The sequence below is a fragment of the Mesoterricola sp. MK458 genome, assembly GCF_055384935.1.
Genome location: NZ_AP045075.1, coordinates 1457920 through 1479007 on the forward strand (window position 1 = coordinate 1457920; position 21088 = coordinate 1479007).

General features: G+C 67.2%; 16 protein-coding genes. 9 read left to right on the top strand and 7 right to left on the bottom strand.

Features of this window, described 5'->3' with window-relative positions; genetic code table 11:
* Window positions 1-132 precede the first annotated feature (132 nt).
* The 7 genes from ACZ5LB_RS06330 (at window position 133) to ACZ5LB_RS06360 (ending at window position 13039) form a co-directional block, all read left to right on the top strand.
* On the top strand, window positions 133-1464 hold the full coding sequence (locus tag ACZ5LB_RS06330) for an IS701 family transposase (protein WP_464602688.1): 1332 nt from the start codon (window positions 133-135) through the stop codon (window positions 1462-1464).
* A 556-nt stretch (window positions 1465-2020) separates the two neighbouring features.
* On the top strand, window positions 2021-2992 hold the full coding sequence (locus ACZ5LB_RS06335) for a serine/threonine protein kinase (RefSeq protein WP_464605338.1): 972 nt from the start codon (window positions 2021-2023) through the stop codon (window positions 2990-2992).
* Complete coding sequence (locus tag ACZ5LB_RS06340) at window positions 2989-7065, top strand: translocation/assembly module TamB domain-containing protein (protein ID WP_464605339.1); 4077 nt, start codon at window positions 2989-2991, stop codon at window positions 7063-7065. The genes ACZ5LB_RS06335 and ACZ5LB_RS06340 overlap by 4 nt, the downstream gene beginning before the upstream one ends.
* Window positions 7062-7289, top strand: a complete 228-nt coding sequence (locus ACZ5LB_RS06345) for a MoaD/ThiS family protein (protein WP_464605340.1) — start codon at window positions 7062-7064, stop codon at window positions 7287-7289. The genes ACZ5LB_RS06340 and ACZ5LB_RS06345 overlap by 4 nt, the downstream gene beginning before the upstream one ends.
* Before the next feature lie 102 nt (window positions 7290-7391).
* Window positions 7392-8471 (top strand): efflux RND transporter periplasmic adaptor subunit, encoded by a 1080-nt coding sequence (locus tag ACZ5LB_RS06350; RefSeq protein ID WP_464605341.1) that lies wholly within the window; start codon window positions 7392-7394, stop codon window positions 8469-8471.
* Window positions 8472-8474: 3 nt separating this feature from the next.
* Complete coding sequence (locus ACZ5LB_RS06355; protein WP_464605342.1) at window positions 8475-11627, top strand: efflux RND transporter permease subunit; 3153 nt, start codon at window positions 8475-8477, stop codon at window positions 11625-11627.
* The gene (locus ACZ5LB_RS06360; protein WP_464605343.1) at window positions 11624-13039 is read left to right on the top strand and encodes an efflux transporter outer membrane subunit; all 1416 of its coding nucleotides are present in this window, start codon (window positions 11624-11626) and stop codon (window positions 13037-13039) included. The genes ACZ5LB_RS06355 and ACZ5LB_RS06360 overlap by 4 nt, the downstream gene beginning before the upstream one ends.
* On the opposite strand, the gene ACZ5LB_RS06365 is transcribed toward ACZ5LB_RS06360, so the two are convergent.
* The 7 genes from ACZ5LB_RS06365 to purD all read right to left on the bottom strand — a co-directional run bounded on the left by ACZ5LB_RS06365 (window position 13018) and on the right by purD (window position 19500).
* On the bottom strand, window positions 13018-13605 hold the full coding sequence (locus tag ACZ5LB_RS06365) for an N-acetyltransferase family protein (protein ID WP_464605344.1): 588 nt from the start codon (window positions 13603-13605) through the stop codon (window positions 13018-13020). The two genes, ACZ5LB_RS06360 and ACZ5LB_RS06365, sit on opposite strands and share 22 nt — an antisense overlap.
* 78 nt (window positions 13606-13683) lie before the next feature.
* Window positions 13684-14643, bottom strand: coding sequence for an isoaspartyl peptidase/L-asparaginase family protein (locus ACZ5LB_RS06370; protein ID WP_464605345.1), 960 nt, complete (start codon window positions 14641-14643; stop codon window positions 13684-13686).
* A gap of 247 nt (window positions 14644-14890) precedes the next feature.
* Window positions 14891-15178 carry a hypothetical protein gene (locus tag ACZ5LB_RS06375; protein ID WP_464605346.1) on the bottom strand — a complete coding sequence of 96 codons (288 nt, stop codon included), beginning with the start codon at window positions 15176-15178 and terminating at the stop codon, window positions 14891-14893.
* Window positions 15179-15186: 8 nt separating this feature from the next.
* Window positions 15187-15405, bottom strand: a complete 219-nt coding sequence (locus tag ACZ5LB_RS06380; protein ID WP_464605347.1) for a hypothetical protein — start codon at window positions 15403-15405, stop codon at window positions 15187-15189.
* 382 nt (window positions 15406-15787) lie between these two features.
* Entirely contained in the window at window positions 15788-16216 is a 429-nt protein-coding gene (locus ACZ5LB_RS06385; protein ID WP_464605348.1) for a TonB family protein, read from the bottom strand.
* Window positions 16197-18020, bottom strand: coding sequence for an RHS repeat domain-containing protein (locus tag ACZ5LB_RS06390; protein ID WP_464605349.1), 1824 nt, complete (start codon window positions 18018-18020; stop codon window positions 16197-16199). The genes ACZ5LB_RS06385 and ACZ5LB_RS06390 overlap by 20 nt, the downstream gene beginning before the upstream one ends.
* A gap of 169 nt (window positions 18021-18189) precedes the next feature.
* Window positions 18190-19500: a phosphoribosylamine--glycine ligase gene (gene purD, locus ACZ5LB_RS06395; RefSeq protein ID WP_464605350.1), complete on the bottom strand. Its 1311-nt coding sequence runs from the start codon at window positions 19498-19500 to the stop codon at window positions 18190-18192.
* A gap of 48 nt (window positions 19501-19548) precedes the next feature.
* Between purD and ruvA the strand changes: the two genes are divergently transcribed.
* Together ruvA and ACZ5LB_RS06405 are read left to right on the top strand one after the other, a co-directional pair.
* The gene (gene ruvA / locus ACZ5LB_RS06400) at window positions 19549-20139 is read left to right on the top strand and encodes a Holliday junction branch migration protein RuvA (protein ID WP_464605351.1); all 591 of its coding nucleotides are present in this window, start codon (window positions 19549-19551) and stop codon (window positions 20137-20139) included.
* On the top strand, window positions 20136-21074 hold the full coding sequence (locus ACZ5LB_RS06405; protein WP_464605352.1) for an NAD(P)-dependent oxidoreductase: 939 nt from the start codon (window positions 20136-20138) through the stop codon (window positions 21072-21074). The genes ruvA and ACZ5LB_RS06405 overlap by 4 nt, the downstream gene beginning before the upstream one ends.
* Window positions 21075-21088: the final 14 nt, after the last annotated feature.

Sequence of the window (21088 nt, forward strand, 5' to 3'; positions counted from 1 at the left end):
TGAACGGCTCTACTGGGGCGCGCGTCTGCCATTCCCGGAATCTTGGATTGGCAGGGGTTATGGATGCTGGGGGGAGGATGTAACCCTCGGTCCCGATGCGGCAGTAGAGATTACGGGGTCTGGAGGTGTCAGATGACCGTACAGGACATCGATCAGGCCAAGGTAGTGGCATTTGCCAGTGCTCTGTTGGTGCCGGCCTTGCGGAAGGCCAACTGGTGGGGTCCGGAGCAAGTCGTTTGCGACTATTGTCGAGGGCTGGCGCTGCCCGGCGAGCGAAAAAGCATGGAGCCCATGGCGGCGCGGCTCGCACCCGGGAGCACCCAGGCCAAGCATGCGTCGCTGCAACGATTCATCACGGATTCCGTCTGGGATCACCGGGCCATTCTGCGCGGGGCCCGGGACTATGCCTTGCCATTTCTGCTCTCCAGGGGTGCCCTGGAAGCCTGGGTCGTGGACGATACCTCCTTCCCGAAACGCGGTTCCTGCTCCGTAGGGGTGGCCAATCAATACTGCGGCGAGCGGGGCATCGTCGCCAATTGCCAAAGCGTGGTTACGATCAACCTTGCCAACCAATTTGCGAGCCTGCCTACCGCCTACCGGCTGTTCCTGCCCAAGGAATGGACGCAGAATTCAGCCCGCCGCCGGATGACCGGCATCCCGGAGGACATGAAGTTCCTTTCCAAGCCGGAGATTGCGCTTGGACTGATCGATGACCTGATTGCAGAAGGAACGGACTTGGCGCCGGTAGTCGCCGATGCGGGTTACGGCGACAGTGGCGCCTTCCGCAAGGGGCTGGCCGATCGAGGTTTGAGTTTCATGGTGGGAGTCCGCTCCAGCATCTTGGTCTGGAAGGAGGGACAAGGTCCGCTGCCACCCCGGCGGCGGAGGCCCAAGCGCGGGAGATACTCGCAATGTTTCAGGCCCAACCCGAAGCAGCCGACCCGAAAGGTCCTGGTCCTGGCCCAGGGGCTACCGAAGACGGCTTGGAGATCCATCGAATGGCGAGAAGGCTCGAAGGGACCATTGACCTCCCGATTCGCCGCCTGCAGGGTTTTGGTGCCGGGGCTCCTGCGCTCCAAGGGCAACTATGTGTTCATCCATCCGGAGCAATGGCTGCTGGTCGAGTGGCCACCGGAGTCTCCCAGCCCGGTGCGGTTCTGGCTCTCCAACTTACCGGCCAACACCTCGTTGCGAGCCCTAGTCCAGGTGGCCAAGCTGCGCTGGCGGGTCGAGCGGGACTACCAGGAATTGAAGGGGGAACTCGGCTTGGGACACTTCGAGGGCCGGACCTGGGCCGGCTTCCACCACCATGGCAGTTGTTGCTTGGCCACCTTTGCGTTCCTGGTCACCGAGCGAGCTCGGGTTTTCCCCCCTACGATTCACGAACTCCTTGGATCTCCGAAACCTCCCTTTCCCGAAGCCCGTTCCTGGCGGACCCCCGCTGGTCCGGCCCGAACGCCATAGCCCGTTTTCCATCCCCACCCTGAGGGCCTGGGTCGCCCGAGAGGCAATCCGAACCTTGCCCTGGTGTCCCTTCTGTGGCCGACCTGATCCTCGACCGCCTCCCGGAATGCCTCGGCCCGACGTAAGAGCTCCCTGACGCCCCAGTAGAGACGGGGATGAACGGGGATGGGATCGCTGGATGAGCGGGCTCCGACCCAGTCCCGCCAGGGCGCCCAAGCCCCGCCTTCGGCGGGGTCCCTGGGCTTCGCCCAGGGAGTTCAGATGAAGGGCCATGCCGTTTTCACGCTAGCGTGAAAACGGCATGGCCCTTCACCTGAACCTGGGGTGCCCTGGCTCGCGGCGCGGCACAGGATTACGCCAGATCCGGTAGAATCATCTCTTCATCCCCTTCATCCCCTTCATCCCCGGCAAAACAAGCGCTTAAGCAACCGGCGCCCCCGTCGGGACCCGTTCCCGCGATGGAGATCCAGCTCCCCGGCATACGCCCCCGCCCCGGCCAAAGTGACCAGTTGACTTCCCGGTCCACCTACATGACGCTCATTCCAGAGGCTAAAACGTGCTGTCCAAAGACCAGATGCTGGGGAAATACCAGATTCTCGACCGCCTGGGCGCAGGCGGATTTGGAACTGTTTATCTTGCTCAGGATAGGCTCCTGAACCGCAAGGTTGCCCTGAAGGTGCCCCATCACCAGACCGACGACCAGAACATGCTCCTGGAGTCGCAGATCATGGTGCAGCTCAAGCACCCCAACATCGTCGACCTGATCACGGCGGAAAAGAAGGACGGGCTGTTCTTCATGGTCATGGAGTACATCGACGGGGAAAGCCTGGACAAGGTCATCCGCAGGGAGCGCACCATCCTGCCCTCCCGGGCCCTGGAGATCGCCACCGACGTGTGCGCGGCCATCGGCTTCGCCCACGCCCACCAGGTCATCCACCGGGACCTGCGCCCGGCCAACATCCTCATCACCCGGGAAGGGGTGGCCAAGGTCACCGACTTCGGCACCAGCCGGATCCTGGAGCTGCAGAAGGAGGAGTTCGCCCGCACCCGCATCGGATCGCCCCCGTACATGTCCCCCGAGCATTTCCGGGGCCGCGCGGTGTTCCAGAGCGACCTCTGGAGCCTGGGCATCACCATCTACGAGATGCTCACGGGCACCGTGCCCTTCTACGACGCGGACCCGGTCAAGATCGCCCAGGCCTTCCAGAGCACGCCCATCGTGCCGCCCCACCTGCGCAACCCGGCGGTGCCCAAGGCCCTCAGCGAGGCGGTGATGAAGGCCCTGGCCATCAACCTGGGCGACCGCTACCTGTCGGCCCAGAAATTCCTGGAGGCCCTCCGGCCGCTTCGCGAGGGGGTGGCCCGGGAAACCCGTCCCCTGGGCACCGCGGTGCTCGCCTCGCACCTCAACACGCCCGGCCGGGCCCCGCGCAGCCCCGTGGTGACGCATGCGCGGCTCTGCCGGTTCTGCTATAAACCCTTGTCAAGGACGGCAGTGACCTGCCCAGCCTGCGGCGAGAAGAATTGACCCCTGAAGAAGCCCCCCCCTCCCTGCTGAAGAGGACCTGGTCCCGCAGGTGGGTGCGCCGGCTCACCTACGTCCTGGCCTCGGGGGGTGTCCTGGCGATGATCACCGCCTGGGCCGTGCAGCAGCCCTACGTGGACGCCTGGATCGTGGGCAAGGTGGACGCGTACCTCCAGAAGGAGACCGGCCTGCGGTTCACCGCGGAGCGGCTGGAGGTCCATCCCTTCCAGGGCCGCGTGGCGCTCCACAACTTCTCCATCGGGGGCGACCTGTTCCGGGCGCCGCTCCTGGAGGTGGAGATCGACCTCACCACCTTCCTGCGCACCCACCACTTCAAGCACATCCTCCTGCAAAGCCCCCGGCTCGAAGTGGACGCCGCGCGCCTCTCGGCCATCCACCTGCGGGAATCCGACCCCAAGGCCGAAAGCCCCACCTGGCGCATCGACCACGTGGAGGTCGTGGACGGCCAGGCCCGGGTGGACGAGCCCGCCTGGGGCATCCGCAAGGGGGTTTTCACCTTCAAGGTGGACGGCCGGGGCCGCCTCGCGCGCCAGGAGTGGCTGGACGTGCGCATCCTGCGGGCCGAGTTCGGGGAGGAGCCCGACCGCGCCATCGGGGACGCCTCCTTCAAGTTCCGGCTCACCGACAAGGGGGTCGACACCGTCAACGTGCGCGCGCACCTGGGGGACAGCTCCCTGGCGGTGCTGGGTTCCTACGAGTTCAAGACCCAGGCCCTCAAGGCCGAGGCCACCGGAGGGCTGAACCTGGGCGAGGCCCTGCGCTACCTCCCCGGCAGGCCCGCCCACGCCACGGGGTTCGTGGACTTCAAGGCCAAGGCCCAGGGCACGGCCACCGACCCCACCTGGAACCTGTCCCTGGACGGGCGCCAGCTCCAGGCCCGGGGCACGCCGCTGCGCCCCGGCACCTTCCACGCCAACGCCTCCGGCAGCCCCGGGCGCATCCGGGTGGAACGCGTCGCCTGGGATTCGGCGGACGGCAAGCTCTCGGGCGAAGGCTCCTGGACGCGCCAGGCCGGCACCTCCCTGGAACTCACCGCCGAAGGGGTGTCCCTGGCCCCGGCGGCCGCCTACGCCCGCGCCGACATGCTCAAGGGCCTCACCGCGCGGTTCCGGGGCACGGCTTCCATGGCCACGCCGCCGTGGGTCGCCCCCGACCTGGAGAAGTTGACCTTCACGGGCAGCGGGCAGTTCATGAAGGACGGGCAGCAGGTGGGGACCATGGACCTCGCCCTGGCCGACGGCGCGTTCAGAGCCCCTTCGCTGGACCTCCAGCTGCCCGGGGCCGGGTTCCGGGGCAGTGCGGCGGCCGTCCTCCACCACCGCGGCCTTTCGCGCATCGAGGCCGAGGGCGAGGTGCGCACCGACGCCGCGGACGTGGCCAAGTCGCTCACCGCCTGGAAGGTCACCGAACTGGACATGTCGGGCCCCACCAGCGCCCGCGCCACCTTCCAGTGGGACCCCCGCGGCGGGATCCGCCTGGACGGGCGGGTGGAGGTGGACGGCCCCCGGTGGCACGGGGCGCACGCCGACCGCGTCGCCGCGGACGTCACCCTGTCGGACACGGAGATCCGCATCACCGGGATCGAGCTGGAGAAGGGCGAGGGCCACGGCTACGGCGACATCTGGATCTCCTGGGCCAAGGGCGCCCCCGACGCTGAGGGCATCGACATGTGCTTCCGCGCCTTCCGGCTTCCGGTGGCGGAAGGCCTGAGGGCCGCGGACCAGGGGGACCTGCCCATCACCGGCATCGGCAGCGGCTGGGCGAGGCTCCACGGGCCCCTCGGCGCCATCGTCATGGAAGGCCAGGCCGTGGCCGAGCAGGGCGAGGTCTACGGCATGAAGGTGCCCGCGGCCTCGGCCTCCTTCGACATGGACATCAACGCCCTTCGCCTGCGCACCACCGACGTGCGGGTCGCCGACAGCCTCGACCACCTGGAAGGCGCCCCGGGCCCGCTGAACCTCCGGGGCTCCATGGACATGGACGCCCACCGGGAGCGCTGGACCGTGGAGATCAAGGGCGACGTGGACACCTCCGTGCTGGGCCTGCCCGGGCCGCTCGTGCAGGGCCGGATCGAGGGCGGCCTCTCTGGCCCCCTCACGGCGCCCCTGGGGCCCTCCCAGGCCCCGGAAGGTGCCTTCACCCTCAGCCAGGGGCGGTTCTCCATGGAGGGGCGCTCCCTGGAGGGCTTCCAGGCGGGGCTGATCTTCCGGGACGGGCACCTGGACGCCCACCTTCTCATGGCCGGGAAGACCGTTCCGCTGGTGACCTTCGAAGGCACCCAGGTGGGCAAGGAGCTGCTCTCGGGGGACCTCCGCGTGCACCTGGGCCCCGATTCCGCCGAGACGGCCGCGGTCTCCTCCCGGCTCACCGAGGGCTTCCTCAAGGACGTGAGCCTCGACTACCACGGGCGCGGGGACTGGACCGCCTCCGGGATCCAGTGGCAGGGCGAACTGCGCAACTTCCTGGGCAGCTTCCAGGGCTTCGAACTGGTCCAGGGCCGCCCGGGCGTATTCAAGGGCGACCTCACGGGCATGGACATGTCGCTGGAGGTGCAGGGGCGGACCGCTCCGGTGCAGGGCAAGCCCCAGCTGGCCACCTCCACCATGAGCCTGGCGGGATGGCTCCCCTTCAACCCCGAAGGGAAGCTGGACCTGCGGCTGGAAGGCGCCGCCGAGCTCTCCAACCTCAAGGCCATCCTCGACCACACGCTGAACCCGGGCCCCTACAGCCTCATGGCGGACCTCAAGCCCGAGGGCAGCGCCACCTTCAAGCTGGACCTGGGCGGCAAGCCCGCGGAGCCGGGCCTGGAGGGCCGCCTGGACCTGCACGGCGGAAGGCTTTCGGCCCGGTCCTACCCCCAGAGCATCGAGAACGTGGACTTCGCCGCCTTCTTCCACGGCCGCGACATCACCATCCCCCAGGAGACCCCCCTGAAGGGGATCATGGCCCAGGGCGCCCTCACCGCCTGGGGCCGGCTCACTTGGGGCTTCCGGGGCCTCACCGCCTACGATTTCGGCGCCACCCTGGACAACTTCCAGCTGCGGGACATGCCCGAGGGCTTCGAGATCCAGGGCGCCTTCAACGGCACCCTCCGGGGCAACGACCGGGACGGCGGGCTGCTCAAGGGCTCCATCCGCGCCAAGAGCATGCTCTACCAGACCGACTTCAACATCACGGACATCCTGCTGGCCACCACCACCGGCGGCTCGGGCCTCCTCACCTCCCTGGATCCCTCGGATCCCCTGGCCCGCATCGACCTGGACCTGGACCTTCACATGGCCCGCCCCTGGGAGTTCGACACCAACTACCTCAAGCTCCAGGGCCGCCCCGCCGGGAGCTTCAGGATCATGGGCACCCTCGCCCACCCCGGCCTCAAGGGCCGCATGGACCTCCTTCCCGGGGGCCGGCTCACCAACCTCGTGGCCGCCGGCGACCTGGTGCTGGAGCGGGGTTCGGTGGAGTTCACGGATCCCGCCGTGATCAACCCCGTGGTGGACCTCCACGGCCGCATCGAAGTGGATCCCTACCTGGTGAACCTCGACATCAACGGCACCCTGGACGCCATCAGCGTGCATCCCAGCTCCACCCCCGCCCTGCGGCCCGACGAGATCCTCACGATCCTGGTGGACCCCGCCGCGGTGAGCAAGGTGGGCGGATCGCTGGGGGCCTCCTCCACGCAGACGTCCATGAACACGGGCATCCTGAGCCAGGGGGCGGGCCTGCTCTCCTCCCTCATGCTGGCCAACACCCTGGAGCGCCTGCGCAAGACCCTCACCCTGGACCGGGTGAACTTCTCCCTCCTGGGCGGGCCCAACCTGAGCCTGACGCTGGAAAAGAGCTTCGACATCTTCGGGCACCGCACCCCCCTGATCTACAGCTACAAGCAGGAAGGCACCCAGAGCACCGTCAGCGGCAACGTGGAGTGGCGCTTCGGGAACCTGGTGCTCACCCTGGGCGCGCGCCAGATCACCGGCGCCTCCCAGACCCCCGGCGACACCACGGTCCAGGGCGTGCAGCCCTCCGGGGAAATCCGCTACACATGGACGCCCAAATGATCCACGTTCAAGCCTTCGCCCGGTACCGCGAGCGCCTCGGCTTCCAGAGCCGGGACCTCCCCCTGCCCTCCCCCGCCACCCTGGAAGCGCTCCTGGCCGACCCCGCCCTGGCGGATCTGCCCGCCGACGCGCTCTTCGCGGTGAACCGCACCTTCGCCGAGCGGTCCGCTATCCTGGCGGACGGCGACGAGGTGGCCCTCTTTCCGCCGGTGAGCGGAGGCTGAGGCCAGCCCTGGGCTGCGGGTGGATTCACCGGATTCCGTTTTCGAAACGGGGAACCTCGCAATACTATGGAGGTTCAACCCAAGCGGACGACGGGATTTCCGATGAAGATGCTCTTTCCACTGACCTTGGCCCTCCTCGCCGCGGGCTGCTCGCCCAAAGGCAAACCCATGGCCCCGGCCCAGGTGGGCGTCACCGCCGTCCTCCAGCAGGACGTGCCGGTGGTGCGGGAATGGATCGCCAGTCTCGACGGTTTCGTGAACGCCGAGATCCGGCCCCAGGTGGAGGGCTACGTGCTCCGCCAGGCGTACCGCGAAGGTTCGGCGGTGCGCCGGGGCCAGACGCTCTTCGAGATCGACCCCAGGGCCTTCAAGGCCGCTTCGGACCAGGCGCGGGCGGCGCTGGCCCGGGACAAGGCGGCCCGGGACAAGGCCCGCCTGGATGTGGACCGGTTCACGCCATTGGCGGCGCAGAAGGCCATCTCCCGGCAGGAGCTCGACAACGCCGAGGCGGCCCTGAGGCAGGCCCAGGCGGCGGTGGACGCCTCCCAGGCGGCCCTGGACAAGGCTTCGCTCAACCTGGGATGGACCCGGGTGACCGCCCCCATCGACGGGGTCGCCGGCATCGCCAAGGTGCAGATGGGCGACCTCGTGAACGGCACGCGGGTGATGACCACCGTGTCCACGGTGAACCCCATCAAGGCGTTCTTCAGCGCCACGGAACAGGAGTACCGCGACTGGGCCCGGGACTGGGCCAAGGGCGGCGGAAAGGGCAGCCTCGAACTGGTGCTGTCCGACGGCTCCGTCTACCCCCGGCGCGGCGACCCGCTGCTCACCGACCGGGGCATCGATCCCCGCACCGGCACGATCCTGGTGGCCGGCACCTTCCCCAATCCCGACGGGCTCCTGCGGCCCGGCCAGTACGGCAAGGTCCGGGCGGCGGTGGCCCTGGCGCGCAACGCGCTCCTGGTGCCCCAGCGGGCCGTGTGGGACCTGCAGGGCACTTCGCAGGTGGCCGTGGTGGGCAAGGACAACAAGGTGGAGATCCGGGTGGTGCAGACCGGGGCCCGATCGGGACCGCTGGTCGTCGTGGAGAAGGGCCTCAACCCGGGTGAGCGGGTGGTGGTGGAGGGGACCCAGAAGGTCGCGAGCGGCCAGCTGGTGACGCCCGTCCCCGGAAAGTAGCCCGTGCCCGAATTTTTCATCAAGCGCCCCATCGTCGCCATGGTCATCGCGGTGATCACCCTCATCGCGGGGCTGGTCTGCATGCGCGGCCTGCCCGTGTCCCAGTTCCCGGAGATCGTTCCGCCCCAGATCCAGGTGTCCACCAGCTACACCGGCGCCGACGCCGTCACCATCGAGCAGTCCGTGGCCGCGCCCCTGGAACAGCAGATGAACGGCGTGGACAACATGCTCTACATGCAGTCCACCAACGCCAACGACGGCACCATGAGCGAGCTGGTGACCTTCGACGTGGGCACGGACGTCAACCAGGACCAGGTCAACACCCAGAACCGGGTGGCCCAGGCCCAGCCCTTCCTGCCCGCCGAGGTGAACCAGAGCGGCATGACCATCCGCAAGTCCACGGGCACGGCCCTGCTGCTCATGGCGCTCTATTCCCCCAAGGGCACCTACAACGCCCTCTTCCTCAGCAACTACGCCACCATCAACCTGGTGGACCCCCTGTACCGGGTTCCGGGCGTGGGCCAGATCAACATCTTCGGGGCCGGTGACTACGCCATGCGGGTGTGGGTGAAGCCCGACCTCATGGCCAAGCTGGGCATCACCGTCACCGAAATCAACCGGGCCCTGGCCCAGCAGAACACCGTCAACCCCTCCGGCCAGCTCGGGGGCGAGCCCATGCCCGCGGGCCAGGAGATGACCTACACCGTGCGCGCCCAGGGCCGCCTCCTGGCGCCCGAGGAGTTCACCCGCATCGTCGTGCGGGCCAACCCCGACGGTTCCGTGGTGCGGGTGGGCGACGTGGCCCGGGTGGAGCTGGGCGCCCTCTCCTACAAGCAGGTGGGACGCTTCAACGGCCAGCCCAGCTGCATCGTGGCGGTGTACCAGACGCCGGGCTCCAACGCCCTGGAAGTGGGCGACGCCGTCAAGAAGGAGATGCGCCACCTCCAGGCCCGCTTCCCCGCGGACCTGCAGTTCACCACCTCGGTGGACACCACGCTGCCCGTGAAGGAGGGCATCAAGGAGATCATCTGGACCCTGGGCGAGGCCATGATCCTGGTGATGCTGGTGGTCTACCTCTTCCTGCAGAACTGGCGCGCCACCCTCATTCCCATGATCGCGGTGCCCGTGAGCCTCATCGGCACCTTCGCCGTCTTCCCCATGCTGGGCTTTTCCATCAACACCCTGTCGCTCTTCGGCCTCGTGCTGGCCATCGGCCTGGTGGTGGACGACGCCATCGTCGTGGTGGAGGCCGTGGAGCACCACATCGAGCAGGGCATGAAGCCCCGGGAAGCCACGGTCCAGGCCATGAAGGAAGTGGCGGGCCCCGTGGTGGGCATCGCCCTGGTGCTGTCGAGCGTGTTCATCCCGGTGGCGTTCCTGGGCGGCATCCAGGGCCGGCTCAACAAGCAGTTCGCGGTGACCATCGCCATCTCCGTGCTCATCTCGGCCTTCAACGCCCTGTCCCTTTCGCCGGCCCTGTGCGCCCTGATCCTGCGGCCGCGGGAACGCATGCAGGGGCGCTTCGCGAAGTTCTTCGGGGCCTTCAACGACCACTTCCACGCCGCCACCAACGGCTACGTGAACGTCTCCCACCGCCTCATCCGCAAGGCCGCCATCCCCCTGGCCCTCCTGGCCGTGTTCGCGGTCCTGGACTTCGGCCTGGGCAAGGGACTGCCCTCGGGCTTCGTGCCCACCGAGGACAGCGGGTACTTCTTCGTGAACTACCAGCTGCCCGCCGGCGCCAGCCTCCAGCGCACCGACGCCGTGGGCCGCAAGGTGGAGAAGGTCGTCCTGGAGACCGAAGGCGTCCGCTACATCAGCAACGTCATCGGCTTCAGCCTCCTGGCCCGGGTGTCGGCGCCCTACAACGGCTTCGCCTTCGTCACCCTCCAGCCCTGGGACGACCGTTCCGGGCACCACATGGAGGCCGGGGAGATCCTCAGGCGCCTCAACGCCAGGCTGGCCCGGGAGATCCCCGAGGCCAACGTGGTGGGCTTCCTGCCCTCGGCCATCCCGGGCCTGGGCGTCTCCAACGGCTTCTCGCTGTGGCTGCAGGACCGCAGCGGCGGCGACCCGGACTACCTGGACCGCAACCTCAAGGCCTTCCTGGCCGCGGCCCGCAAGCGGCCCGAGCTCACCGGGGTCAATTCCCAGTTCTCCACCGCCGCTCCGCAGATCTTCGCGGAGGTGGACCGGGACAAGGCCCTCAAGCAGGGGGTGGCCGTGTCCGACGTGTATCAGACCCTCCAGGCCTACCTGGGCGGGCTGTACGTGAACCAGTTCAACCGCTTCGGCCGCCAGTGGCGGGTCTACCTCCAGGCCGAGGGCCAGGAGCGCAGGGGCGTCGAGGACATCGGGCGCTTCCACGTGCGCGCCAGCGACGGCACCATGGTGCCCCTGAGCGCCCTGGTCACCACCCGGAAGATCCAGGGCCCCGAATACACCAACCGCTTCAACCTCATGCGCAGCGCCCAGGTGCTGGGCTCGGCGGCCCCGGGCTACAGCTCCGGCCAGGCCATGGCCGCCCTGGAACAGGTGGCCAAGGAGACCCTGCCCCGGGACATGAGCCACGACTGGGCCGACCTCTCCTACCAGGAGAAGAAGGCCGAAGGCACCACGGGCCTGGTCTTCGCGCTGTCGCTGGTGTTCGTGTTCCTCATCCTCGCGGCCTTGTACGAGAGCTGGTCCCTGCCATTCTCGGTGCTCCTGTCGGTTCCCATCGCCATTTTCGGGGCCTTCTTCGGGCTCTGGATCCGCAAGTACGACTTCGGGGTGTTCGCCCAGATCGGGCTGGTGATGCTCATCGGCCTTTCCGCCAAGAACGCCATCCTCATCGTGGAGTTCGCCAAGGACGAGCTGGAGAAGGGCCGCGACCTGGTGGACGCCGCCCTGGAGGGCGCCCGGCTGCGCCTGCGGCCCATCCTGATGACGTCGTTCGCCTTCATCCTGGGCTGCGTGCCGCTGTGGACCGCCTCGGGCTCGGGCGCGGTGTCCCGGCGCATCCTCGGCACGGTGGTGATCGTCGGCATGCTGGCGGCCACCCTCATCGCGGTCTTCGTCATCCCGGTGCTCTTCGTGATGGTCGAGCGGATCGCCACCCGGAAGGCGGGCCTCAACCCCCGCGTCCGCAAGGACCTGGACGAGGAGGTACCATGATGCGCCGCCTTGCGCCCCTGGCCGCGCTGCTCCTGGCGGGCTGCGCCATGGGGCCCAACTACCGCCGCCCCGAGGCCCAGCCTCCCACCGCCTTCCGGGGCCAGGCCCAGGCCGAGGCCGCGTCCCTGGCCGACCAGCCCTGGTGGGACGTCTTCGGCGACCCCGCCCTGAAGGAGCTGGTGGCCGAGGCCCTCAGGAACAACTTCGACGCCCGGGTGGCCACGTGGCGCGTGGAGGAGTACCGCGCCCGCCTGGGCATCGAGCGCGCCGGATGGCTTCCCGCCATCGTGCCCGGGGCCACCTGGAACCGGGGCCGCCAGTCCACCTACTCCCTCAGCGGCCACGGCCTGGGCCAGGGCTACGACGTGCACGCCGGGGCTACCTGGGAACTGGACCTCTGGGGCCGGGTTCGCCGCCTGAACGAGGCCGCGCTCGCGGGCTACCTGGGCGCCCAGGACGCCCGCAGGGCGGTGTTCCTCGCCACCCTCGCCCAGACCGCCGCGGCCTACTTCGAACTGCGCGAGCTGGACCACCGCCTGGAGATCGCCCGGGCCACCACCGCGGCCTTCGGGGAGACCTACGACCTCTTCAGCCGCCGCCTCGCCGGCGGCGCCGCCTCGGCCCTGGAGACCGCCCGGGCCCGGGCCGCCCAGGCCTCGGCGGCGGCCTCCATCCCCGCCCTGGAACGCCAGATCCAGGCCCAGGAGAACCTCCTGTGCCTCCTGCTGGGCCGCAACCCGGGACCGATCCCCCGCGGCGCGGACCTGGCCGGCCAGCCCCTGCCCCCCGCCATTCCCGCGGGGCTGCCCTCCACGCTCCTGGAACGCCGCCCCGATCTGCGGGAAGCCGAGGCGCGCCTGGTGGCCGCCAACGCGGCCGTGGGCGTGGCCAAGGCCAGCCAGTTCCCCACCTTCAGCCTCACGGGCCTGCTGGGCGGCGTGGCCCCGGAGCTGAGCCGGATCACCGGCCCCGGCACCGAATGGGCGGTGGGCGCGTCCCTGACGGGGCCCGTCTTCCAGGGCCTGCGCCTCCAGCGCCAGAAGGACGCGGCCGTGGCCCAGTGGGAGCAGGCCCGCGTGCGCTGGCAGGCCGCGGTCTCGGGCGCCTTCGGCGAGGTGTCCACGCTCCTGGTGGCCAGCCGCAAGCAGGCCGAGGCCGAAACGGAGCTGGCCTCCGCCGTGGACGCCCTGAAGTCCGCCGTGGCCCTGGCCAACCTCCGCTACACCGCCGGGCTCTCCAACTACCTGGAGGTCCTGGACGCCCAGCAGCAGCTCTTCCCCGCCGAGAACGCCCTCTCCCAGGCGCGGCTGGGGCGGCTCCTGACGATGGTGCAGCTCTACAAGGCCCTGGGCGGCGGGTGGAACCTGGCGGATCCGGGGGCCACCAAGCCTCAGCCCTTGCCGGGGGCGTAGTTGGGCCGGCTCGCCGGCGCCGGCTTGCGGCGCTTGGGGGGCGGACCGTCCCGGTGGCGGATGTAGTCCGGGTCGTAGGTGAGGTTGCGGGACAGGAACACGTGCGGCGTCTCCTGGCCGAAGCCCTGCTTGCGGAAGAACCCCAGGGCGGCGTCGTTCTCCGCGTCCGTGTCCACCATGATCATGCGGGCGCCCAGCTCGATGAAGATCTCCGTGATGCGTTCGAAGAGCCGCGCCGCGATGCCCTTGCGGGCGATGCCCTCGTCCACGCCCAGCCAAAGCAGGTAGCCGTAGCTCCAGGCGCTCCCGCGCTTCTCCAGCACCGTACCCAGGGCGAAGCCCACGACGGCCCCGTCCAGTTCGGCCACCAGGCAGGTCTCGCTGTCGGAGGCGAAGTGCACGGCCAGCTCGTACTCGTCCCAGGTGCGGTAGAGCGCCGGCCACTTGTCGGCGGGGAAAAGCCGCTCGCCCAGGGCGAAGACGCCGGGCAGGTCGGACAGGGACATCTCCCGGATGACGGCGCTGGCGGGGGAGGGACGGGACTTGGATCGGGCCGGGCCGGACATGGGACTTCCTCGCGGATGCCTCCATTATGACTTGCCATTAATGGGTTGCCAGGGGCAATTTTATCTGTATTTTACAATTCACGGGTTCCCGAACAGCGCGATGGAGGACCGGCCGTCGCTCATGCGCAGGCCCCGGAACATGCCCGGCGTGTTGAAGGGCTGGGTGACGCGGCCCGCGGCGTCCAGGGCGACGAGGCCGCCCCCGCCGCCCAGCTTGAGGGCGGCGTCCAGCGCCGCGGCGGCGGCCTTCTCCAGGGACGCGCCCTGGTAGGCCATGCGCGCCGAGATGTCGTAGGCCACCACGGTGCGGATGAAGAACTCCCCCCAGCCGGTGCAGGACACGGCGCAGGTGCGGTTGTCGGCGTAGGTGCCCACCCCGATGAGGGGGGCGTCCCCCACGCGGCCGGGGAGCTTGTCCAGCATGCCTCCCGTGGAGGTGGCCGAGGCCAGGTTGCCGTGCCGGTCCAGCGCCACGGCGCCGACAGTGTCCCGGGTGGTGGGCTTCGCGCTCTCCTTCTCCTTCAGCTTGCGGAACGATTCCCACTGCCCCGGGGTGCGGAAGTAGGTGTTGGGCACCGGCTCCAGCCCCTGGGCCCGGGCGAAGGCCTCCGCCCCCTCCCCGATGAGCATCACGTGCGGAGTCTTATCCATGACGAGCCGCGCCAGCCCGACGGGGCTCTTCACGTGCATGACGCCCGCCACCGCCCCGGCCTTGAGGGTCCGGCCGTCCATGATGGCTGCGTCCAGTTCGTGGGTCCCCTCCCGGGTGATGGTGGCCCCCACGCCGGCGTTGAACAGGGGGTTCTCCTCCATGGACCGCACCGCCGCCTCCACGGCGTCCAGGGCCGGCCCGCCCTTCTCCAGGATCGCGTAGCCCGCCGCCAGCGCCTTCTCGAGACCCGCGCGGTAGGCCTTCTCAGCCTCGGGACCGATGCGTGCGGCGGTGACGTTGCCGGCCCCGCCGTGGATGGCGAGCCCGAACGGGGCCTGGGCGAAGGCGCAGGCGGCGGCCAGGAAGAGGGTGGCGGTTCGCATCATGGGACCTCCGAATGTCTTTCCTATCCAGAATCAGGTAATTGGATTATCCATGATAGCTTCCGGAATCGCCCTGCTTACCCGAACGCAAGCCCCGGCATGACGTGAAATGCGACCAACCGGACAACCTCAACCAAGGGCCATTGCAACTCAAGCAGACTGAATCCCATTCGTGATTCTTGCGGCGGCCCTAGATTAGCTGCTACTTGTGGTGCAGGAACGTGTGGAGAAGGTTTAAATTTCGTTTAATTCAAGGACCATCCTGCAGAACCACCGCAACAACGCATGGGGTTAAAACAAGTAGCAGGATTAATGTTGCGCCAAACGCCAATATTATAGGTAGATATTCGAATTTAAATTTTAATCTTAGGATTCCAAAAACAGCCGCCCAACACAAAACAAGTATTCCAATAATTTTCCCATCCCTACTCGAAGCACCAAACATTGCGGTAGCCCGCAGGGATAAAATCATTGCGATTAAAGAAACAATAAAAAAAGCACAAAATGCCTTTATTGTGGCTTTCCCATGTTTGTTCATCCTGCCTCCTAACCTCTAGAAACACATTTTTCAATTAACTCTTCTTTCTTGTTTTCTGCAATCTCTAATTCTCGCATTTTAGCTTTTTCAACTCCAGACGGACCCTCAAATTCCTTCTTTGGAATCGGTTTGTTCCATCCAGGAGCTTCCCGCCAGACATAAGATCCCTGAACAAATGGATAGCCCCCTTGACCATGCTCACGACATCCTTGCCTGGCTCGCTCCATCCCGGTACCGCCCAGATGCGGGAACGCACCCTGGAGTTCTTTCGGGAAGGCAACCACGCTCCCGAGCCATCCCGCGGAGGGCGGCGATCACTGCTGCCACGGCGAAATGGAGGGATCCGTTGGGCTCTCGGCGTTGCCGCCGTCTGAGGCCGCCGCTTTCCCTCTGCACGATCGAATGGGTCGCGCTTGATCACGGGTGCCCTGACGCAAAGGACGTGCTGCAGTGGAGCGCAGCGGAACGGAGGCGCGGCCTTTGCACGGCGCGAGCCGGCCGGCGGCTGGATGGCGTAGGTCGGCGCACTGAATGGAGCCCGACTGGACAAGCCTAGCTTCAGATAGGAAAAGGCCCCACATGGTCGGAATGCTAATTCATCTAAGGAATTCATTTATCAGATGAAGGCAATTCAATTTTTGGTTCAAAAATCCTCAATGTCCCTGGCAAGTCGTACTCATTAGCTCCTTTACGCTTTCTCCACTCATTCATTGAAACCAACTCGAACTTAATGACTAAAACCCATTTCCCTGAGCCTGAATATCTCCAAGATTTTACCGCCTCGATTGCGCTTTCTACAAACTCCTTTTCCCCGGCTATGGGAACTACTGAAACCACATTCCCATGGCGATCGGATCGAACTTGAAGTTTCACCTCGCCCTCGATACCAGCAGAATGTGCGGCAGTGGGGTAGTAGGGGAAAACGACATGTCTGGGGGATTTCGCCTTAGCAGGGTACCAGCTTGTCCCCAATGCTAGAACTAATAAGGTACATGCTATACGCATTATAACTCTCCTTTCATGGCCACAGAGTTTCATCTTGATTTTCCGGGGTTACACCATAGCTATTTTTTAAAAAATTATTCAAAAAGTCAGTATTGGACTGTCCCGGCGCCGGACTTACTCCATAAATATTTCCAAACAAACTAAGTTGCAATGAATTGGCCTTGAATTCTCGCGAGTACTTGGTCGGATTCAACTGGGGATTGCCAAGCACCCATTTCCACATGCCGCGAGCAGAATTCCCCAAGCCGATTGCCTCTTTCCTGTCAGCCACATGAGTCCCTTCATGCTCGAGCGCCTGTCCCACCCCACCTTGTGGGATTTGGCCAAAGGAAAGTCCAATTTCGTGCACACCAACACCACTGTTTTGAGCAATTGTGTTCGTGACGCCAACGTCACCGCGCTGCCCAGGCTGCCCGGCCACAATTGATACTCCGTTTTCCACTCCCTCAGTTCCAATTGCATTCCTGCTTCGGCTAGCTTCACTTCGCACCGAAGGATCAGCGCAATTGTCAATCTTGGAATCAATCTCTGAAAGCCCAGCACGAACATCCATTCGATTCACCAGCATATCAAGCGCCTGATTAGTCTGATTTACGGGAGTATTTAGCGCTGTTCGCAGCAGGTCCTCGTCACTCGAGCTTCCACCCAGTGACCGCCCCCAGGTGTATAGTCCGGTCGGATCTATCCGCATGGTGGGCATGTTTCGAACATAACTATAAATGTTCCAACTCTGCGTTAGCTCGAAGTGCTGATCCCGCGCGGGATCCGGGCTGGCGAAGCGTCCATACATGGGCAAGTAGAACCGAGCCTGCATGTAGATCAGTCCCGACACATCCGTCTGCTCGTGATTCGTGAACCCCTTCCCAACCCTGAAAGGGTCCCCCGAAAGCAGTTCCCCAAACGGGGTGTACTTCTGCATCGATTCCAGGACCCCGCTCCCGTTCGTGATGAACCTGGGACTTCCCAGGGCGTCGGTGTGCGTGACATGGGTTCCAGCGGGGTCCACCTCGGCGATTTCCTTATCACCGAGGTAGACGATGCTTCGAACCCATTTCAGCTTCATGCCCACCTTCAGGACGAAGCTTCGAGTCACCTCCTTTCCCGCGGCATTGCGGACGGTCAGTGTATAGGTGGTGTCATCGGCGGGTTGAACGAGCATGGGCTGACCGGGCTGGATGGCTCCCAGGGCGGGAGAGATTTCTCCGGAACCCCCGGTGAAATTGGCGGTCAGGTAGGTGGAACCCCCGGGTTCGATGCGGGGTACGTCGGCCGTGAACCCTTGGATGGCCGGAAGGGGCTCGACGGTCACGGTGGCCGTAGCCGTTGCCACGTCCGAGGCGGGATTGGTGACCGTGAGCGTGTAGGTGGTCGTGGATGCTGGCATCACGGCGGCAGGCTGTCCCGTCGACACGCTTCCGGGTTGCGGGGTGATGTTGGCGGGGCCCCCTGAGAAGGTGGCCGTCAGGGTGACTTGTTCTCCCTGGGTGATGACCGGCCTGCTGGCCGCGAACGCGGAAATGACGGGGGCGGGAACGGCCTCGACGGTGAGGGTCCGCGTGGTCACGTCGCCCGCGGCATTCTCAACGCGAAGCGTGAAGGACCTGGTCTGGCCGCGGTAGATCTTGGCTGGGGCGCAGGAATGGCCCGTGATGACCGGAAGGGCACATACAGGATTCGAGGCTCCCACCCCCGAATCGGACCCGGTGAAGGAGACGCTGGCGCCGGACGAGGAAACCGTTGTGTCAGGTCCGGTGAACCGGACGTGCTGGGCGCCCAGGGGGAGCATGAGCATGAGCATGAGCACCAGCGCAAGATGTCGCATAACCGGCATCATCATTCCATCACCCACTGGCTCACCATCTGCCGCTGATCAGTATGGATACACCCTATCCGAAATCGGCGCCCCCCCCTGGGTTTTCCCTGAACGGTCGAAATCGGGGGATGAACGGTTCGGCCTGGCCCAGGTGGGTCCCTGGCGACGTTCCAGGAATTCCGGGCAACCGATCCTAAAGGAACGGATCCGCCACCGTCCGCCCCGCCGCCGCGTGGTTCAGCGCCCGCAGGCCGATGTCGCGCCGCCTCTGCATGCCGGGCCAGTTCACCTCCGCCACGGCCGCTTCGACCCGGGCGCGGGCGGCCTCCAGGTCGCGGTCGGTGGCCACCAGGTTGAGCACGCGGCCGCCCGCGGTCACCCAGCCCTCGGCGGTCCTGCGGGTGCCGGCGTGGATGACCTTGACGCCGTCCGGGGCGCCCAGGGCGATGGGGACGCCCTTCTCGGCGCCCTCGGGGTAGCCTCCGGCGGCCAGGACCACGGCGATGGCGCAGCCGGGGCGGAGCTTGACGGAGCCGCGGCGCAGGCGGCCCTCGGCCACCTCCAGCAGGAGGGCCGCGAAGTCCTCGTCCAGGAGTTCCATGAGCACCTGGGTCTCGGGGTCGCCGAAGCGCACGTTGTACTCGAGGAGCTCGGGGCCCCGGGCGGTCCACATGACGCCCAGGAAGAGCACGCCCCGGGCGCGCAGGCCGTCCTGGCGCAGGCCGTTGACGGTGGGCTCCACCAGGTCCCGGCGCAGCCGCTCCAGGTCGGCGGGGGTAAGGAAGGGGATGGGGCCGAAGGCGCCCATGCCACCGGTGTTGGGGCCCTGGTCCCCGTCGAAGATGCGCTTGTGGTCCTGGCAGGGGGGCAGGACGGCGTAGGCGGCGTGGTCGCCGTCCACGTCCACCAGCACGTGGAGGGAGAGCTCCATGCCCGAAAGGGGCGCTTCCAGCACCACCGTGCGCGAGGCTTCGCCGAACTGGCCGGCCATGAAGGCGCGCACGGTGGCCAGGGCCTCCTCGCGGCTGCCGGCCAGCACCACGCCCTTGCCCGCGGCGAGGCCGTCGGCCTTGAGGACGATGGGCAGCCCCAGGCCCCATTCGCGGATGGCCGCCTCCGCGGGCTCCAGGGCGTTGAACGTCATGCTGGCCGCGCAGGGGATGCCGTGGCGGACCATGAAGTCCTTGGCGAAGGCCTTGCTGCCCTCCAGGCGCGCGGTGGCGGCGTCGTGGCCGAAGACGGCGATCCCCTCGCGGCGCACGGCATCGGCCAGGCCCGCCACCAGGGGGACTTCGGGGCCCACCACCACCAGGTCGGGGCGGTTGCGGGCGCACCAGGAGGCGATGCCCGCGACATCCTCCACCGCGTGGGGAAGGCAGGTGCCCAGCGCGGCCATGGCATCGCTGCCCGGCGCGGCGAAGAGCTCCACGGGGACCGGGCCGGCCTTGAGCTTCACGGCCATGGCATGTTCCCGGCCGCCGGAGCCGATGAGAAGGATCTTCATGCTTCACCCCTTTCAAGAATCCTACTTCGAGTGGGCTATCCTAGGGGCATGATCGGACGACTGCGCGGCACGCTTATCCACAAAAGCCTCAACTCCGCCATGGTTGAATGCGGCGGCGTCGGGTACCTCTGCTCCATTTCCCTGGGAACCTTCGGCCTCCTGCCGGAGGAGGGCCAGGAGGCCATCCTCCACGTGGAGACCCTGCTGCGGGAGAACGACCTGAGCCTCCTGGGCTTCGCCACGCGGGAGGAGAAGCAGCTGTACCGCCTGCTGGTGAAGGTGGACGGCGTGGGCCCCAAGCTGGCCCTGGCGGCCCTGGGGGCCCTGCCCCTGGCCGACCTGGTGCAGGCCATCCGCACCCGGGACGTCAAGGCCCTCACCCGCGTTCCCGGCGTGGGCAAGAAGACCGCGGAAAAACTCTGCTTCGAGCTCTCGGAAAAGCTCGGCGGCATGGGGGGCCTGGACGGCCTGGCCGGGGGCGGGGCCCCGCGGGACGCCTGGGAGGCCGACCTGGCCTCGGCCCTCACCAACCTCGGGTTCAAGGAGGACGCCGTGCTGCCCGTCGTGAAGGACCTCGCCGCGGACCGGCCTCCCCTGCCCGAGGCCCTGCGCCGCGCCCTCAAGGCCCTGCAGCGATGACCGTGCGGATCCTCTCCACCTCGGCGCTGGCGGGCCCGTCCCTCCAGGGCCTGGGCGCGAGGTTTCCGGAACTCTCCATCGCGCCGTTCCGCTCCATCGCCTGGAAGATGAGCCTGGCCAACGCGGAGGCCCTGGTGGTCCTGCCCACCGAAGCCCTGTCGGAAGCCGACCTGGACTACGCCCCCAAGCTGAAGGTCCTGGGCACCTGCTCGACCGGGGTGGACCACCTGCCCGTCGAGGCCTGCGCCCGGCGGGGCATCGCGGTGGCCACCACGGCGGGGGCCGCCACGGACGCCACCGCCGACCTGGCGCTGGCCATGCTCCTGGCCCTGGCCCGCCGCCTCAAGGACGGCGAGGCCCTGGCGCGCTCGGGCGCGTGGAAGGGATGGGCCATGGACCAGATGCTCGGCACGGGGCTGGCCGGGAGGGACTGCGCCATCCTGGGCACCGGCGCCGTGGGCAAGGCCTTCGCCCGGCGGGTCTGGGCCCTGGACATGAAGCCTCTCTTCTGGGACCGGGAGAGCAAGGGGACGCCGGTGGACTTCGGCGCGGGCATCGCCCGGCGGCTTCCCCTCTCCGACCTCCTGCCCCGGGCCGCGGTGCTCAGCGTCCACTGCCCGCTGACACCGGAGACGCGGGGGCTCCTGACCCTGCCCATCCTGCAGCTCCTGCCCCGGGGTGCCTTCATCGTCAACACCGCCCGGGGGGGCATCCTGGACGAGGATGCGGCCATCCAACTGCTTCACCAGGGGTTCCTGGGCGGGGTGGGCCTGGATGTGTTCGAGGACGAACCAAATATTAATTCAGCATGGATGAAGGCCCCCCGCACGGTGCTTTTACCACACCTGGGAAGCGCCACCGTGGACACCCGCGAGGCCATGTCCCGGGTTCTTTGCGATGGCATCGCCCGGACCCTGGAGGGTAAGCTTGGGTGATTCCGCTGGAGGTT

Excerpts from the sequence above, each read along its gene's own strand:
- ACZ5LB_RS06330 (WP_464602688.1), top strand. The coding sequence starts at position 133 with ATGACCGTACAGGACATCGATCAGGCCAAGGTAGTGGCATTTGCCAGT.
- ACZ5LB_RS06345 (WP_464605340.1), top strand. The coding sequence starts at position 7,062 with ATGATCCACGTTCAAGCCTTCGCCCGGTACCGCGAGCGCCTCGGCTTC.
- ACZ5LB_RS06350 (WP_464605341.1), top strand. The coding sequence starts at position 7,392 with ATGAAGATGCTCTTTCCACTGACCTTGGCCCTCCTCGCCGCGGGCTGC.
- ACZ5LB_RS06360 (WP_464605343.1), top strand. The coding sequence starts at position 11,624 with ATGATGCGCCGCCTTGCGCCCCTGGCCGCGCTGCTCCTGGCGGGCTGC.
- ACZ5LB_RS06365 (WP_464605344.1), bottom strand. The coding sequence starts at position 13,605 with ATGTCCGGCCCGGCCCGATCCAAGTCCCGTCCCTCCCCCGCCAGCGCC.
- ACZ5LB_RS06370 (WP_464605345.1), bottom strand. The coding sequence starts at position 14,643 with ATGATGCGAACCGCCACCCTCTTCCTGGCCGCCGCCTGCGCCTTCGCC.
- ACZ5LB_RS06375 (WP_464605346.1), bottom strand. The coding sequence starts at position 15,178 with ATGAACAAACATGGGAAAGCCACAATAAAGGCATTTTGTGCTTTTTTT.
- ACZ5LB_RS06380 (WP_464605347.1), bottom strand. The coding sequence starts at position 15,405 with ATGGAGCGAGCCAGGCAAGGATGTCGTGAGCATGGTCAAGGGGGCTAT.
- ACZ5LB_RS06385 (WP_464605348.1), bottom strand. The coding sequence starts at position 16,216 with ATGAAACTCTGTGGCCATGAAAGGAGAGTTATAATGCGTATAGCATGT.
- ACZ5LB_RS06390 (WP_464605349.1), bottom strand. The coding sequence starts at position 18,020 with ATGATGATGCCGGTTATGCGACATCTTGCGCTGGTGCTCATGCTCATG.
- purD (WP_464605350.1), bottom strand. The coding sequence starts at position 19,500 with ATGAAGATCCTTCTCATCGGCTCCGGCGGCCGGGAACATGCCATGGCC.
- ruvA (WP_464605351.1), top strand. The coding sequence starts at position 19,549 with ATGATCGGACGACTGCGCGGCACGCTTATCCACAAAAGCCTCAACTCC.
- ACZ5LB_RS06405 (WP_464605352.1), top strand. The coding sequence starts at position 20,136 with ATGACCGTGCGGATCCTCTCCACCTCGGCGCTGGCGGGCCCGTCCCTC.